This is a genomic window from Teichococcus aestuarii (genome assembly GCF_042651065.1).
GTDB lineage: Bacteria > Pseudomonadota > Alphaproteobacteria > Acetobacterales > Acetobacteraceae > Pseudoroseomonas > Pseudoroseomonas aestuarii.
This window is the reverse complement of the sequence record NZ_JBHSCH010000090.1, coordinates 1-15,017: the sequence shown is the minus strand read 5'-3', so window position 1 is coordinate 15,017 and position 15,017 is coordinate 1. Positions and strand designations below refer to the sequence as shown.

Sequence of the window (15,017 nt, the reverse complement as noted above, 5' to 3'; positions counted from 1 at the left end):
TGCTGCGCCCCCGCGCCGCCGCCGCCCAGGCGCCGATGCGCGGCGCCGGCAGGCCGGCGGCCAGGGCGGCCTGCACATTGCCCTCCAGCACCGCGCCGAGGCGCCCGGGCGAATCCCAGCCCGCCACCGGCGGCAGGCCGGCATGCAGCGCCGCCACCGTGTCCCCCAGCGCGTCCTGCAGGGCGGCATCCAGCGCGCCGCGCCCGGCGATGGCGTCGAGGAAATCCGGGGCCGGGAGGGGGGCCATCTCCAGCACCCATTCCTCGGCCGGGCCGTCCGCGTCCAGCGCCAGGGCGCCATCGGCGCCGCGCGCCAGCCTGTGCACGCCGCGATACAGGCCGGGCGCGGCGGCGGCGTTCAGCGCGTATTCACGGCGGCAGAAATGCTCGCGGTCGGCCAGCGCGGTGAAGTCGAGGAAGCCGAGCGCCACCGCCTTCTTCAGCTTCAGCACCCGGTCGGGGCCGATGAAGACGGCGGAGATGTGCGTCTCCACCGGCGTGTCGTCGCCGGTCAGGCGGGCCAGCAGCGCCGCCGCCGCCTGCTGCCCCGCCGGGATGCTCACGGGTAGATCGTCTCGATCCGCCAGCCGCCGCCCTGGGAGGTCCCTTCGGGGGCAGGGGTGTAGATCCGCCGGTCGTGCAGGCGGAAGGGCATGTCGCGCCAGAATTCCAGCCGCTCCGGCAGCACCCGGTAGCCGCCCCAGTAGGGCGGGCGCGGGATGTCGGCGCCGGGGAAGCGCGCCTCGGCCTCGCGCAGCGCCCCTTCCAGCTCCGGCCGGCCGGAGAGCGGGCGGGATTGCTGCGAGGCCCAGGCGCCGAGCCGCGAGAGGCGCGGGCGGCTGGCGTAGTAGGCGTCCGACTCCGCCTCAGCCACGTGCTCCACCGTGCCTTCCACCCGCACCTGGCGGCGCAGCGTCTTCCAGTGGAACAGCAGCGCGGCGCGCGGATTGCCGCCTAGTTCGCCGCCCTTGCGGCTCTCCTTGTTGGTGAAGAAGACGAAGCCGCGCGCATCCAGCCCCTTCAGCAGCACCATCCGGGCGGAAGGGAAGCCATCGGGCGTGGTGGTGGCCAGGCACATGGCGTTCGGGTCGTTCGGCTCGCTGGCCTCGGCCTCGGCCAGCCAGGCGGCGAACAGGGCGAACGGATCGGCGGATTCGCCAATGGCGTCGGCAGCGGACACAGTGGCGGACGGATCAGGCGCGGTCATACGGCTCCCCCTTGCCCAGGCCTCGGGGGTGTGCCACCAGGGCCAGACCCTTGCAACCGGGGACATCCCCTGCCCTCGCAACCCCGATCAGAGCGGTCCCGCCCGACAATGGAAGCTGTTGCCCCGCACGCCACCCCCGCCACCGGCACGCTGATGGCCGGCAAGCGCGGCCTGATCATGGGCGTCGCCAACGACCGCTCCATCGCCTGGGGCATCGCCCGCGCCCTGGCCGCGCAGGGCGCCGAGATCGCCTTCACCTACCAGGGGGAGACGCTGGAGAAGCGCGTCCGCCCGCTGGTGGAGAGCATCGGCGCCGACATCCTGCTGCCCTGCGACGTGACCGACGAGGCGAGCATCGACGCCGCCTTCGCCACGCTGGAGCAGCGCTGGGGCCGGATGGACTTCCTGGTCCACGCCATCGGCTTCGCCGACAAGCAGTTCCTGCGCGGCCGCTACATGGACACCCCGCGCGAGGCCTTCCTGCAGGCGCTGGACATCTCCTGCTACTCCTTCGTCTCGGTCGGCCGCCGCGCCGCGGCGCTGATGCCGGAGGGCGGCAGCCTGCTCACCCTCTCCTATCTGGGGGCGGAGCGCGTCACGCCGCACTACAACGTCATGGGCGTGGCCAAGGCGGCGCTGGAGGCCAGCGTGCGCTACATGGCGGTCGATGTCGGCAACCAGGGCATCCGCGTCAACGCCATCAGCGCCGGCCCGATCAAGACGCTGGCGGCCAGCGGCATCGGCGATTTCCGCTACATCCTGAAGTGGAACCAGTACAACGCGCCGCTGAAGCGCAACGTCACCATCGACGATGTGGGCGGCGCCGGCCTCTACCTGCTCTCCGACCTCGGCTCCGGCGTCACCGGCGAGGTGCACCATGTCGATTGCGGCTACCATGTCGTCGGCATGAAGGCGGAGGACGCGCCGGACATCTCCGTCGCCCCCTGATCCGTGGCGCCTCATCCAGGGCGCCTCATCCGGGGCGCCCCATACGCGGCGCCTGACAAAGGGCGCCTGATCCGCGACTCCTGATCCGCGCCGCCGCCAGGCGGCGCGGCAACCTCGCCCCCTCCGGACGGTTGCTTCCCCATGTGGCCAATCAGGGCCGCATCAGGGGAAGCGCGCATGAGCCAGCACGAGCCACCGCTGCCGCCGGCAGCCCACGGGCCCACGCCCGCATCCGGCGCGCCCGCCGCCCCGGCTTCCCCTGGTGCCGAGGGCGACGCCGCCGCGGCGGAGCGGCAGCAGGAGACCGGCTCCGGCGAGGCGGCCATCGAGACAGGTGGGCGGGCCGAGCAGGATAGCCGCGCCGCGCGCGCGGAAGCCGCCGCCCGCAATCTCCGCTGAGCGCCCACGCGCTGTTCCACGGATCGAGGAGAAAGCCATGAGCAAGGCGCATATGCCCCCCGTGCCGCCCGCCAACCGGCCGAAAGGCCCGGGCGGTGCCACCGAGACGCCCGAGCAGAAGAGCGAGCAGCACGCGCGGCCGCAGAACAACATCCCGCAGAACCAGGGCCGCAGCGCGGACATCGCGCAGAACACGCACAACCAGGGCTACCAGCAGGACCGTTGACCATGCCCGACAAGAACCCCGACGCCATGCGTCACGGCGGCCCCGGCAGCAGCCACCAGAACCGCCAGGACCCGTCGAAATCCGCCGCCACCGGCCACAAGGGCGGCGGCGACGACAGCGGGCCGACCCCCGGCTCGTCCACCAACAGCAGCAACAGCCGCATCTCCGGCGGCGGCGGCGAGCGGGACCGGCACCACGTGCACGACCCCGCCCACAAATCCTGAGGAGGCTCCATGGCCGAGAAGCAGCCCACCGCGCATCCGCCCGAGCGGACGCCCGTCGACCCGGCCTCGGGCGATGACAGCGGCACCATCCGCCACAGCCACACCGGCGAGGCGGAGCAGCAGGAGACGGCCAGCGGCACCATCCGCCAGCCGATCCAACCCGGCGAGGTGCAGCCGGGCGAGATGAACGAGCTGGCCGCCACGCTGGGCGGGCCGGTGGACGTGTTCCCGGCCGGCGGGCGGCGCAAGCCGCCGCAGAGCGGCGACTGAGGGCGGCGGCCGGCTGAGAAGCGGCGAGGGGCAGGCAAGCCTCCCGGCCGCTTCCTCATCCGGCCGGTTTGCGGCGGGGCGAGGCTTCGCCCATAAACGGCGGCCCAGACAGCTCCGCCGGTGTCCCGCCATGTCGCACAACAGCTTCGGCCATCTCTTCCGCGTCACCTCCTGGGGTGAGAGCCACGGGCCGGCGATCGGCGGCGTGGTGGATGGCTGCCCGGCCGGCGTCCCGCTCTCCGAGGCGGACATCCAGCCCTTCCTCGACAAGCGCCGCCCCGGCCAGAGCAAGTTCGTGACGCAGCGGCAGGAGCCGGACCAGGTCCGCATCCTCTCCGGCGTGTTCGAGGGCGTGACCACCGGCACGCCCATCTCGCTGCTGATCGAGAACCAGGACCAGCGCAGCAAGGATTACGGCGAGATCGCCGACCGGTTCCGGCCCGGCCATGCGGACCTCGCCTACCACCTGAAATACGGCGTGCGGGACTATCGCGGCGGCGGCCGTTCCAGCGCGCGGGAGACGGCGGTGCGCGTCGCCGCCGGCGCCATCGCCCGCAAGGTGCTGGGGACGGGGGTTGTGATCCGCGGCGCCATGGTCGCAATGGGTCCCCTCGGCATCGACCGCGCCCGGCTGGACTGGGCGGAGACCGACAGAAATCCGTTCTTCTGCCCCGACCCCGGCGCCGTGCCGGCCTGGGAGGAGAAGCTGGCCGCCACCCGCAAGGCCGGCTCCTCCCTCGGCGCCGTCATCGAGCTGGTGGCGGAGGGGGTACCGTCGGGCCTCGGCGCGCCGCTCTACGGCAAGCTGGACGCCGACCTCGCGAGCGCGCTGATGAGCATCAACGCCGTCAAGGGCGTCGAGATCGGCGAGGGCTTCGCCAGCGCCGCGCTGGATGGCGAGGCCAATGCCGACGAGATGCGCATGGGGCCGGAGGGCGAGGTGGAATTCCTCTCCAACCATGCGGGCGGCATCCTGGGCGGCATCTCCACCGGCCAGCCCATCGTGGCGCGCTTCGCGGTGAAGCCCACCTCCTCCATCCTGACGCCGCGCCGCTCGGTGGACCGCTTCGGCCAGGAGGTGGAGGTGCTGACGAAAGGCCGGCACGACCCCTGCGTGGGCATCCGCGCCGTGCCGGTGGGCGAGGCGATGCTGGCCTGCGTGCTGGCCGACCACCTGCTGCGCCAGCGCGCCCAGAACCCGGATGCGCCGGAGCGGCCCCGCCTGCCGCGCAATTGAGCGCGATTGCCACGGGCGAAGCGGCCAATCCCGACCACCACACTTGACTATTTAGTGACGCCTCAGGATTAGAAGGGACAGACCAGACCAGCCGAGGCTTCCGCATGTACCTCGATGCTCCAGCGGCCGACACCGACCCCACCACAGCCTGCCGCCACTTCCTCTCCCTGGCCGGGACGGAATCCTGGAGCCGGCGCATGGCGGACATCGCGGAACGCGCCCGGCCGCGTTCCTGGATGGGACGGGCGGCGCAGCAGCGCCACGCGCTGGAACTCCTGCTGGCCCGCCTGGCCGACCCGCGCGACTCCGCCGGCCCCGCCGCACCCAACGCGGCCGAGCAGCGCATCCTCGCCCTGGTGCGCGAGGCCGTGGCCCTGGCCGACACCCTCCCCCCGGAATCGCGCGAGCGGCTGCGCCAGCGCCTGCTGGAGGGGCTGACCGGCGAAGGCACCCTGATCCCGCTCTTCCACCTGCTGCGGGAGGCGGCCCGCCAGCGGGCCCGCGGCTTCACCGTGGCCTTCACCGGCCTGGCCGAGGGCACGCCCCACGACCTGCTGCTGAGCCGCGACGGCGAATCGGCCGAGCTGGTGTGCGAGACCGTCTCGGCCGAGGAGGGCCGTCACCTGCACCGGGGCGACTGGTTCGCCCTGGTGGATGGCATCAACCCGGACCTGCAGACCTGGCTGGCCGCGCATCCCGGCCGCTACCTGCTGAAGATGACCCTGCCCGAGGGCATCCACGGCCCGCAGGAGCTGGCCGAGTTGCAGCGCCGCGTCAGCGCCCTGCTGGCCGACCACAGGCGCCAGGACAGCTCCGCCTCCGCCGTGCTGAAGCTGGACCCGCTGGTGCTGGCCGGCGCGCAGATGTCCGGCGCCGCCCTGCCGCAGCACCTGCGCAGCCTGTTCGGCCCCGACGCGCATCTGGCGGTGACGGCCGCCCCCTCCGGCGGCAGCATGTTCGTCATGGCCGCCCGCGCCGGGCGGGAGAACGCGGTGGCCGCCGCCATCGTCGGCCGGCTGGAGCGGGCCGCCGCCGGCCGCCTCTCCGGCACGCGGCCTGGCATCGTCTCCGTGTTCCTGGAGGATATCGAGCGGGCCGAGTGGCGCAGCCTGCGCGAGACGCTGGAGCTGGAAGGCGCCGTGCGCCGCTTCTTCACCACCCCCGCCGCGCAGCGGATCGTCGCCGCCGCCTGCGTCACCCGCATGGAGTTCTTCGGCGTCCCCGTGCCGGATTCGGCGGCCGATGGCGAGCTGCGCTTCCGCAACCAGTCGCATCCGCAGGCCCGTTCGGCCGGGTTGCACCCGGCCATCGCCTCAACGGTCTAAAATTTTCTCGATGTCTCTTTATCTTAACTCTATTGTGACGGAATCTCTGCCCTAGCCGTAAAGTTCGGTCACATAAGAGCCACTTTTTCCGGCATGCTGCGTTGCACTCTTCCCGCAACCGCCGCACCCAGGGTTTCTCCCGATGTCGGACCGTGAAATGGAAGCCAAGCTGCTGGAGCTGGATCGTCTGCTGAACGATCCGGAGGTCCAGATGGACCCCCATCGCGTCTGGTCGCTGCTGCAGGAAATCTCCGGCGCCCACAAGCGCCCGGCGCCGCGCGCCGCCTGAGGCTCAGCCCTCGCGCCGGGCGGCAATCAGGAATTCCCGGTTGCCCTCCGGCCCGAGGATCGGGCTCGGTTCCACCCCCAGCACCGTCCAGCCTTCCAGGCCCGACCACCAGCCTTCCACCCGGTCGCACACCGCCTGATGCACCGCCGGGTCGCGCACCACGCCACCCTTGCCCACCAGCGCCGGCCCGGCCTCGAACTGCGGCTTGATCAGCGCCACGGCCCAGGCGCCGGGCGCCGCCAGCCCCAGCGCCGCCGGCAGCACCGTGGCCAGCCCGATGAAGCTGGCATCGCACACCACCACGCCGGGCGGCTCCGGGATCAGGGAAGCATCCAGGCGGCGGGCATTGGTCTTCTCCAGCACCACCACCCGCTCGTCGCTTCGCAGCTTCCAGGCGAGCTGGCCATGGCCCACATCGACGGCATAGACCCGTACGGCGCCATGGTGCAGCAGCACGTCGGTGAAGCCGCCCGTCGAGGCGCCGACATCCACCGCCACGCGCCCCGCCGGGTCCAGGCCGAAATGCGCCAGCGCGTGCGAGAGCTTCATGCCGCCGCGGCTGACCCAGGGGTGCTCCTGGCTCTTCACCTCCAGCGGCGTGTCCTCGGCCACGGGCTGGCCCGGCTTCTCCACCCGCCTTGTGTTGGAGAACACCTTGCCGGCCATGATCAGCGCCTGCGCCCTGGCGCGGCTTTCCACCAGGCCGCGCTCGACCAGCGCCACATCGGCGCGCTGCTTGGGCATTCGGGGAGACTCCAGGATCAAGTCATCTTCTTTTTCTGAAGAAAAAGAAGCAAAAAGGCTTTGTCAGTTGGCGTCGCGCTCCAAGCAAGCGTGCCGCCAAACCGACAAAGGTTTTTTGGTTCTTTTTTTCAAAAAAGAACGCTTCTTCTAGGCTCTGGCCGGGCGCACCGCGCTCTCCACGCCCAGCGCCGCCACCGCCGTCTCCACGATGCCGCGCGCCGAGAGGCCGCAGGCCTCGTACTGCGCCTTGGGCGTGTCGTGGTCGATGAAGAGATCCGGCAGCACCATCGGGCGGAACTTCAGCCCGTGGTCGAAGGCGCCCTTCCAGGCCAGATGCTGCATCACCAGCGCGCCGAAGCCGCAGACCGAGCCTTCCTCGATGGTGATGAGCACCTCGTGCTCACGCGCCAGCCGCTCCACCAGGCCAGTGTCCAGCGGCTTGGCGAAGCGGGCATCGGCCACCGTGCAGGGCAGGCCGCGCGCGGCCAGCTCGTCGGCCGCCTTCAGGCATTCCTGCAGGCGCGCGCCATAGCTGAGGATGGCCACCTTGCCGCCCTCGCGCAGCACGCGGCCGCGGCCGATCTCCAGCACCGTGCCGCGCGCCGGCACCGGCTCCAGCCCGAAGCCCTCGCCGCGTGGGAAGCGCAGCGCCGTCGGGCCTTCGTCATAGGCGGCGCAGGTGGCGACCATGTGGGCCAGCTCCACCTCGTCGGCCGAGGCCATCAGCACCATCTCGGGAATGCAGCCGAGATAGGCGATGTCGTAGGCGCCGGCATGGGTGGCGCCGTCGGCGCCCACCAGCCCGGCGCGGTCCAGCGCGAAGCGCACGGGCAGCTTCTGCAGCGCCACGTCATGCACCACCTGGTCGTAGGCGCGCTGGAGGAAGGTGGAGTAGATGGCGACGAAAGGCTTCATCCCCTCCGTCGCCATGCCGGCGGCGAAGGTGACGGCGTGCTGCTCGGCGATGCCCACGTCGAAGGTGCGCTTCGGGAAGCGCTTCTGGAAGGCGTCGATGCCGGTGCCGGAGGGCATGGCGGCGGTGATGCCGACGATCCGCTCATCCGCCTCCGCCTCGGCGATCAGCGCCTGGGCGAATACCTTGGTGTAGGTGGGCGGCCCCGGCGGCGCCTTGGCCTGGGTGCCGGTGACGACGTTGAACTTCGAGACGGCGTGGTACTTGTCGGCGCTTTCCTCGGCCGGGGCGTAGCCCTTGCCCTTCTGCGTGACGACATGCAGCAGGATCGGCGCGCCATCCTCCGCGTCGCGCAGGTTGCGCAGCAGCGGCAGCAGGTGGTCGAGGTTGTGGCCGTCGACCGGCCCGACATAGTAGAAGCCCAGCTCCTCGAACAGTGTGCCGCCGGTCAGCAGGCCGCGGGCGTATTCGTCGGCGCGGCGGGCGGCGCGCTCCAGCGGCGCGGGGAAGCGCCGCGCCAGCTTCGCCATCATCTCCCGCAGGCTGAGGAAGGGGCGCGACGAGATCAGCCGCGACAGGTAGGCCGACATGGCGCCGACGGGCGGCGCGATCGACATGTCGTTGTCGTTCAGCACCACGATCAGGCGGGAGCGCATGGCGCCGGCGTTGTTCATCGCCTCATAGGCCATGCCGGCGCTCATCGCGCCGTCGCCGATCACGGCGATGACGTTCTGCTCGTCGCGCCTCGAGGGAGCCTTGCGCGCCGTGGCGCGCTTCAGGTCCCGCGCCACCGCCATGCCGAGGCCGGCCGAGATGGAGGTGGAGGAATGCGCCGCGCCGAACGGGTCGTACTCGCTCTCCGAGCGGCGGGTGAAGCCGGAGAGGCCGCCGCCCTGGCGCAGCGTGCGGATGCGGTCGCGCCGCCCGGTCAGGATCTTGTGCGGGTAGGTCTGGTGGCCGACATCCCAGATCAGCCGGTCCTGCGGCGTGTCGAACACGGCATGGATGGCCACCGTCAGCTCCACCACGCCAAGGCTGGCGCCGAGATGCCCGCCCGTCTGGGAGACGGCGTGGATGGTCTCGGCGCGCAGCTCGTCGGCCAGCTGGCGCAGCTGCTCGCCGGAGAAGTTGCGCAGGTCGGCGGGGACGCGCACGCGGTCCAGCAGCGGCGTGGCGGGCGGCGCGCCACCGCCGCCGGACGACGGAGGGGCGAACGTGTTCGGGGGGTTCGCCATCAGGACCTCCGGGCGATGGTGTAGTCGGCCAGCATCCGCAACAGATCGGCACGCTCGCCGAAGCTGTCGAGATGCGCGCGGGCCTGGGCGGCGAGTCTTTCCGCCTGCGCCCGGGCCCGCTCCAGCCCCAGCAGGCCGACGAGGGTGGCCTTGCCGGCCTCGGCGTCCTTGCCGGTGCGCTTGCCGGTCTCGGCCTCGCTGGCCGTGGCGTCGAGGATGTCGTCGGCGATCTGGAAGGCGGCGCCCAGCTCCCGCCCATAGGCGCAGAGGGCGTGGCGCTGCTGGCCCGGCGCCTTGCCCAGCACCGCCCCCGCCTCGGCCGAGAACTCGATCAGCTTGCCGGTCTTGAGCAGCTGCAGCCGGCCGATGCCGGCCTCGGTCGGCGGCTCGGTGCCGTCCTCGGCCAGCATGTCCAGCATCTGGCCGCCGCACATGCCGCGCGGGCCGGCGGCCAGCGCCAGGCGCAGGCACAGCTCGGCGCGCACGGCGGGGTCGGAATGCGTGTCCTCATGCGCCAGCACGGCGAAGGCCTGCGCCTGGAGGGCGTCGCCGGCCAGGATCGCGGTGGCCTCGTCGAACGCCTTGTGCACCGTGGGCTTGCCGCGGCGCATGTCGTCATTGTCCATCGCCGGCAGGTCGTCATGCACCAGTGAGTAGGCGTGCAGCATCTCGATGGCGGCGGCGACGCGCAGCGCCGAGGTGCGGGAGACGCCGAACTGCGCTGCCCCCTCCAGCACCAGGAAGCCGCGCATCCGCTTGCCGCCGCCCAGCGCCGCATGGCGCATGGCGGCGTAGAGGCGGGCCTCGGCGCCCTCCTCGGCCGGCAGCAGCGTGTCGAGCGCGCGCTCGATCTCGGCCGCGGCGGCGCGCAGCGCCTCCGGCAGCAGCGTCGGGGAGGTCTCGGCCATGGTGCTCAGGCCATCTCGCGCAGGGTGGCGCCCTCGGGGCCGCCACCGGGGCCGGCGACGATGGCCTGCACCTTCTGCTCCGCCTCGGCCAGCTTCGCCTCGCAATGGCGGCGCAGCGCGGCGCCGCGCTCATAGTCGGCGATCGCCTCCTCCAGCCGGGCCTGGCCCCCCTCCAGCTTCTTCACGATCGCATCCAGCTCGGCCAGGGCCGCCTCGAAGGACAGGGACGCGACGTCCGGACGGGTGGGCGTCTCAGGCATGGGGCAGCAACCTCGGGGCCAAGTGGGGCAGGTGACAGGGCAGCGGCGTCAGGCGTTCATCAACGCCCGGACATGGCTGGCGGCGGAAGCCGCCAGCGCGTCCAGATCATAGCCGCCTTCGAGCGTTGAGACGACCCGGCCGCCGCACAACCGGTCCGCGATGCCGCAGATTTGGCCGGTGAGCCAGCCGAAATCGGCCTCCCGCAGGCGGAGCTGCGCCAGCGGGTCGCGCGCATGGGCGTCGAAGCCCGCCGAGACGACGACGAGGCCGGGGCGGAACGCCTCCAGCGCCGGCAGCAGACGGTCCCGCCACACGGCGCGGAAGGCGGCGCTGTCCGCCCCCGGCTCGAGCGTGGCGTTCAGCACGTTGCCCACCCCCGTCTCGTGCTCCATCCCCGTGCCGGGATAGCAGGGCGACTGGTGCGAGGAGAGGAACAGGATGGAGGGGTCGGCCTCCACCGCCGCCTGGGTGCCGTTGCCGTGGTGGACGTCGAAATCCAGCACCGCCACGCGGGCGATGCCGTGCGCCGCCTGGGCATGGCGCGCGGCGACGGTGGCGTTGGCGAAGAGGCAGAAGCCCATCGGCCGGCGCGGCTCGGCGTGGTGGCCGGGCGGGCGCACGGCGCAGAAGGCCCGCCGCACCTCGCCGCGGCACACCGCATCGACCGCCGCGATGCCGGCCCCCGCCGCGCGCAGCGCCGCCTCGGCGCTGTGCCCGTTCATGCCGGTGTCGCCATCCAGCATCACCGTCTCGCCCGGCTCCGGGCGAATCGCGAGGATGGCCTGCACATACTCGGGCGGGTGGACGCGGGCGAGCTGCTCCGGCGTGGCGCGCGGCGCCTCCTCCTGGATCAGCGTGGCGAATTCCTCCCCCTCCAGCGCCGCCAGCACGGCGCGCAGGCGGTCCGGGCATTCCGGGTGGCCCTCGCCATTCTCATGGCCGAGGCAGGCACGGTGGGAGACCAGCAGCACGCTCATGGCGCGGCCTCAATCCTGCGCGGCGGGCTTGGGCTGGTCCTCCCGCTTGCGCAGGGTGAAGCGGTAGAGGCCGGCGGATTCGCTGAAGGAGACCAGCGCATGGCCGGTTTCGCGGCTGTAGGCCTGGAAGTCCTTCACGCTGGCCGGGTCGGTGGCCAGCACCGTCAGCTTCGCGCCGGGGGGGAGGGCGCGCAGGGCCTTGTTGGCCTTCAGCACGGGCAGCGGGCAGGTCAGGCCCTGCACATCCAACGTCGTCTCGCTCATGGGGAAGGACTGGACCACCGGCGTCGGCGCCGCGCAAGCGGCCTCTCCGCCACGGGGCGCCGGGCGCCCCGCTTCGTCGCGCGGCATCACCCGCCCCGCAGGCGCTGGGCCAGCACGGCCTGGGCGGCCATGGCCGCGCCGCCGCCGCGCCGGAAGGTGAGGGTGACGGGCTCGCCGCCATGGTCCCAGACCTTCAGCTCCTCCTCCAGCTCCGCCGTGCCGCCGACCTCGACGGCGAAGCGCCGGATGGATTTGTAGGGGATGCTCAGGATCTCCGCCTTGGAGCCGGTGAGGCCCTGGCGGTCCATCACCAGCAGGCGCCAGTCGGTCAGCGCGAAGCCGTCCCGCACGGTGCGGAAGGCGACGATCACCGCCTCGTCCGGCAGCAGCGCCTCCTGGAAGCGGGGGCCGAGCTCCTCCGGCCGAACCTGTCCGGCATCGCCGGTGATGGCGCCCAGCAACCTGCCCAGCATGGCCTTTCCCTCCCGCAAGACTGTGCCTGGGCAGATGGGATGCGGGGGCGCCGGCGTCCAGGGCGCGCCTCAGTTCTGCGGCGCGCCCGCCCGCATGTCGAGCGGCCGGCCGTGCGGCGGCTCCAACAGCTTGTGGTAGTAGTGCCCGGCCACGGTGCGGCCGCGCACCCGCGCATAGGCCGGGTGGGTGCCCCAGCGCGTGTAGCCCAGCGCCTCGAACAGCGCGATGGCGGTGCTCTGCGTCTCCCGCACGTCGAGGTTCAGCACGCGGTGGCCGAGCGCCGCGGCGCGCTCCTCCACCCGCCGCACCAGCAGCCGCGCCAGGCCGTGGCCGCGCGCATAGGGCGCGATGTAGGCGTGGGTGAGCTGGGCGCCGAAGGCCTGCGCCTCGTTGTTGCGCGGCGGGCGGATGAGCTGGGCCGAGCCCACCGGCACGCCGTCCAGCCGGGCGATGAACAGCTCGCAGCCCGGCACCAGCAGCACGCCACGGAAATGCCGCGCCAGCGCCTCGCGCCCCTGCGGCTCCACCCAGCCGAAGCCGCCGCCCTCGATGATGGCGGCGTCGGTGGCCTCGCACAGGTCGGCCAGGTCCATGTCGTCGAGCGACTCGGCGCGCTCGACCAGAAGCTCATGCTGAGAGGCGGACATTCACGGGTGCCATGAGAGGAAGTTGGCCAGCATGCGAAGGCCGGTGAACTGGCTCTTCTCGACATGGAACTGGGTGCCGACGAGATTGTCCCGCCCCACCACGGCGGCGACGGGGCCGCCATACTCGGCGGTGGCCAGCAGCTGCTCCGGCCGGCCGCCGGAGAGGGCGTAGGAATGCACGAAATAGGCGTGGTCGCCGGGGGTGATGCCGGCCAGCACCGGGTGCGCGCCCGGGGTGAAGCGCAGCGCGTTCCAGCCCATCTGCGGCAGCGGCAGGGCCGCGCCCGCCGCGTCGCGCGGGTCCATCGGCGCGATCTCGCCCTCCAGCCAGCCCAGGCCCGGCGTCACGCCATGCTCCAGCCCGCGCTGCGCCATCAGCTGCATGCCGACGCAGATGCCGAGGAAGGGCACCGCGCGGCGCGTCACCGCCTCGTCCACCGCCTCGATGATGCCGGGCATCGCCTCCAGCCCGCGCCGGCAGGCGGCGAAGGCGCCCTGGCCCGGCATGACGATGCGGTCCGCCGCCGCCACCGCCTCGGCGGCGGTCTCGACGGTGATGGTGGCCTCCACGCCTGCATCCCGCGCCGCGCGGTGCAGCGCGCGCAGCACCGAGGCGAGGTTGCCCGAACCCGGATCGACGACCGCGACCTTCATGCCGCCTTCCCTTCCATCATGGCCCCTGCCTCGGCCCTCGCCAGGGCCGGCCGCGCGGCGAGCGCGCGCAGCAGGGCCGATTCCTCATCCGCGCCCAGCACCACGGCGGCGGCCGGCAGGCCGCGCCGCGCCAGCGTCCAGCGCCGCAGGTCCTGCGCGTGCAGCCCCGCCAGCCAGTGGGCGCCCAGCCAGGCATAGGGCCGCAGCGCCCCCGGCAGCAGCACCGCCGCCAGCACGGCCAGCGCCAGATAGAGCACCAGCACCAGCCACATCCCGTGCCGCAGGAACCACAGCGGCGGCAGCAGCGCCGCCACCAGCGAGAATCCTTCCGGTACCAGAACCAGTCCGGGTGTGCGGCGGTTCCGCCGCGGCCGCGCCTGCGCCCCGCCGGTGGCGGGCCCCGAGGGGGGCACGGTAGCGGGCACAGAGGCGGCGGGGGGGGGAGGCGGGCTATGCACCGTCCAGGCGCGCATCACCCCTCCAGCACGCCCTTGGTGGAGGGGATCACGCCGGCCGCGCGCGGGTCCGGCTCCACGGCGGCGCGCAGGGCGCGGGCCACGGCCTTGAACACGCCCTCCGCGATGTGGTGCGCGTTGCTGCCGGCGCGCTGCACGATGTGCAGGGTGATGCCGGCATTCATCGCGAAGGCGCGGAAGAACTCCTCGAACAGCTCGGTGTCCATCTCGCCGATCTTGTCGCGCGGGAAGGTCACGCTCCAGGCCAGGAAGGGGCGGCCGGAGATGTCGATGGCGGCCTCGGCCAGCGTCTCGTCCATCGGCACCACGGCGTGGCCGTAGCGGCGGATGCCGCGCTTGTCGCCCAGCGCGCGCTTCACCGCCTGGCCGAGCACGATGCCCACATCCTCGGTGGTGTGGTGGAAGTCGATGTGCAGGTCGCCCTTCGCCTGCACGTCCATGTCCAGCAGGCTGTGCCGCGCCAGCGCCGTCAGCATGTGGTCGAGAAAGCCGATGCCGGTGCCGATGCTGGACTGCCCCGTGCCGTCCAGGTCGAGCGAGACGCGGATCTCGGTCTCGCTGGTGCTGCGGGCGATGTCGGCGGTGCGGGGCTTGGCGTCCATGGGGGCTTCCTAGACCGCGCGAGGGGGGCTTGCCCAGGGGAGAGCGTGCGGAAGGCGGGGCTCGGCACCGGCCTTAACGCTCCGCCAAGCGGCCGCCGCCAGTCTGGCGCCGAAGCGGCCCGGCCGGGGCGGGCGCAGCAGGCCGACAGCAGCAGGCAGAGAGCAGGAGGGGGCAGGGCCATGGGCATGACGCGGCGCCGCATCATCAGCGCGGCGGGGTGGCTGCAAGCGGGCCTGCCGGCGGCGTGGTTCCGCGCGGCGGCGGCACAGCCCCTCGCCGCGCCGGCGGCAAAGCCCCTCGCCGCGCCGGCGACGCTCGCCCGGCTGGCCGAGGCGGAGGCTGCCCTGTTCCTGGAGCACGGCGCGACGCTCGGCGCGCTCAGCCTGACCGAGCCGCTGAGCGCCGAGAGCCGCGCCATGCTGCGCCAGCGGCGCAGGGAGGCGGATGTGGCGCTCGGCGCGCTGCTGGATGCCGTCCGCTCCGATCCGGGGCTGCCGGACGGCCCGGCCCTCGCGGCGGCGCTGGCGGCGGTGGCGGATTCGCAAGTTGTGATCGTGCTGCTGCGCGCCGGCATGGACCGGCCTGCACCGGACCGCCCCGCCCCCTCGGCCATCGCCTGGGCCGAGGCGCGGGCGCGGCAGGAGGCCGCCATGGCGGCGCTGCGCGGCCTGTTCTGGGCCCGCCTCAGCCTGCCCGCGCCGCCGGCCCTTCCGCCGCCAGCAGGCCGCGCGCCTCCT

General features: G+C 73.0%; 20 protein-coding genes and 2 pseudogenes. 9 read left to right on the top strand and 13 right to left on the bottom strand.

All coding sequences use genetic code 11. The annotated features are described in order from the left end of the window. Together ACFOY6_RS21990 and pdxH are read right to left on the bottom strand one after the other, a co-directional pair. Nucleotides 1-562, bottom strand: a pseudogene (locus tag ACFOY6_RS21990) (AAA family ATPase); the annotation flags it as partial. Continuing rightward, nucleotides 559-1,179, bottom strand: a complete 621-nt coding sequence (pdxH, locus tag ACFOY6_RS21985) for a pyridoxamine 5'-phosphate oxidase (RefSeq protein WP_456316951.1) — start codon at nt 1,177-1,179, stop codon at nt 559-561. The gene pdxH and the pseudogene ACFOY6_RS21990, both read right to left, overlap by 4 nt. Nucleotides 1,180-1,314: 135 nt before the next feature. Between pdxH and fabI the strand changes: the two genes are divergently transcribed. From fabI to ACFOY6_RS21945, 8 genes are all read left to right on the top strand, one after another. After that, complete coding sequence (fabI, locus tag ACFOY6_RS21980) at nt 1,315-2,154, top strand: enoyl-ACP reductase FabI (RefSeq protein ID WP_109515676.1); 840 nt, start codon at nt 1,315-1,317, stop codon at nt 2,152-2,154. A gap of 177 nt (nt 2,155-2,331) precedes the next feature. Next, nucleotides 2,332-2,553, top strand: coding sequence for a hypothetical protein (locus tag ACFOY6_RS21975; protein ID WP_379631967.1), 222 nt, complete (start codon nt 2,332-2,334; stop codon nt 2,551-2,553). Nucleotides 2,554-2,590: 37 nt separating this feature from the next. Then, complete coding sequence (locus tag ACFOY6_RS21970; RefSeq protein ID WP_109515678.1) at nt 2,591-2,779, top strand: hypothetical protein; 189 nt, start codon at nt 2,591-2,593, stop codon at nt 2,777-2,779. Between the two features lie 2 nt (nt 2,780-2,781). Next, entirely contained in the window at nt 2,782-3,003 is a 222-nt protein-coding gene (locus ACFOY6_RS21965) for a hypothetical protein (protein ID WP_219929678.1), read from the top strand. 9 nt (nt 3,004-3,012) lie between these two features. After that, nucleotides 3,013-3,273 carry a hypothetical protein gene (locus tag ACFOY6_RS21960; RefSeq protein ID WP_245906097.1) on the top strand — a complete coding sequence of 87 codons (261 nt, stop codon included), beginning with the start codon at nt 3,013-3,015 and terminating at the stop codon, nt 3,271-3,273. Nucleotides 3,274-3,403: 130 nt separating this feature from the next. Beyond that, nucleotides 3,404-4,510, top strand: a complete 1,107-nt coding sequence (gene aroC / locus ACFOY6_RS21955) for a chorismate synthase (RefSeq protein ID WP_379631964.1) — start codon at nt 3,404-3,406, stop codon at nt 4,508-4,510. 104 nt (nt 4,511-4,614) lie between these two features. Continuing rightward, nucleotides 4,615-5,835, top strand: a complete 1,221-nt coding sequence (locus tag ACFOY6_RS21950; protein WP_379652238.1) for a hypothetical protein — start codon at nt 4,615-4,617, stop codon at nt 5,833-5,835. A gap of 142 nt (nt 5,836-5,977) precedes the next feature. Continuing rightward, entirely contained in the window at nt 5,978-6,124 is a 147-nt protein-coding gene (locus ACFOY6_RS21945; protein WP_109515682.1) for a peptide chain release factor 1, read from the top strand. 3 nt (nt 6,125-6,127) lie between these two features. Here ACFOY6_RS21945 and ACFOY6_RS21940 read toward each other — a convergent pair whose 3' ends face one another. From ACFOY6_RS21940 to hisB, 11 genes are all read right to left on the bottom strand, one after another. Further along, a complete protein-coding gene (locus tag ACFOY6_RS21940) occupies nt 6,128-6,868 on the bottom strand; it encodes a TlyA family RNA methyltransferase (protein WP_379631956.1) in 741 nt (246 codons plus the stop codon). Nucleotides 6,869-7,015: 147 nt separating this feature from the next. Continuing rightward, nucleotides 7,016-9,016, bottom strand: coding sequence for a 1-deoxy-D-xylulose-5-phosphate synthase (dxs, locus tag ACFOY6_RS21935; protein ID WP_379652237.1), 2,001 nt, complete (start codon nt 9,014-9,016; stop codon nt 7,016-7,018). Further along, nucleotides 9,016-9,924, bottom strand: a complete 909-nt coding sequence (locus ACFOY6_RS21930; RefSeq protein WP_379631954.1) for a polyprenyl synthetase family protein — start codon at nt 9,922-9,924, stop codon at nt 9,016-9,018. Before ACFOY6_RS21930 ends, dxs begins: the two co-directional genes overlap by 1 nt. Before the next feature lie 5 nt (nt 9,925-9,929). After that, entirely contained in the window at nt 9,930-10,184 is a 255-nt protein-coding gene (locus ACFOY6_RS21925) for an exodeoxyribonuclease VII small subunit (RefSeq protein ID WP_109515686.1), read from the bottom strand. Between the two features lie 48 nt (nt 10,185-10,232). Continuing rightward, nucleotides 10,233-11,162: a histone deacetylase family protein gene (locus tag ACFOY6_RS21920; RefSeq protein WP_109515687.1), complete on the bottom strand. Its 930-nt coding sequence runs from the start codon at nt 11,160-11,162 to the stop codon at nt 10,233-10,235. Nucleotides 11,163-11,171: 9 nt separating this feature from the next. Next, nucleotides 11,172-11,426, bottom strand: a complete 255-nt coding sequence (locus ACFOY6_RS21915) for a sulfurtransferase TusA family protein (RefSeq protein WP_109515943.1) — start codon at nt 11,424-11,426, stop codon at nt 11,172-11,174. Nucleotides 11,427-11,512: 86 nt separating this feature from the next. Further along, on the bottom strand, nt 11,513-11,899 hold the full coding sequence (locus ACFOY6_RS21910; protein WP_109515688.1) for a PH domain-containing protein: 387 nt from the start codon (nt 11,897-11,899) through the stop codon (nt 11,513-11,515). A 69-nt stretch (nt 11,900-11,968) separates the two neighbouring features. Beyond that, a complete protein-coding gene (locus ACFOY6_RS21905; protein WP_109515689.1) occupies nt 11,969-12,547 on the bottom strand; it encodes a GNAT family N-acetyltransferase in 579 nt (192 codons plus the stop codon). Beyond that, nucleotides 12,548-13,201, bottom strand: coding sequence for an imidazole glycerol phosphate synthase subunit HisH (gene hisH, locus ACFOY6_RS21900; RefSeq protein WP_379631950.1), 654 nt, complete (start codon nt 13,199-13,201; stop codon nt 12,548-12,550). Further along, entirely contained in the window at nt 13,198-13,674 is a 477-nt protein-coding gene (locus ACFOY6_RS21895) for a DUF2628 domain-containing protein (RefSeq protein WP_379652236.1), read from the bottom strand. The genes hisH and ACFOY6_RS21895 overlap by 4 nt, the downstream gene beginning before the upstream one ends. Next, nucleotides 13,674-14,279 (bottom strand): imidazoleglycerol-phosphate dehydratase HisB, encoded by a 606-nt coding sequence (gene hisB / locus ACFOY6_RS21890; protein ID WP_379631948.1) that lies wholly within the window; start codon nt 14,277-14,279, stop codon nt 13,674-13,676. Before hisB ends, ACFOY6_RS21895 begins: the two co-directional genes overlap by 1 nt. A 180-nt stretch (nt 14,280-14,459) precedes the next feature. On the opposite strand from hisB, the pseudogene ACFOY6_RS21885 reads away from it, so the two are divergent. Further along, nucleotides 14,460-15,017 (top strand): annotated as a pseudogene (locus ACFOY6_RS21885) (hypothetical protein); the annotation flags it as partial.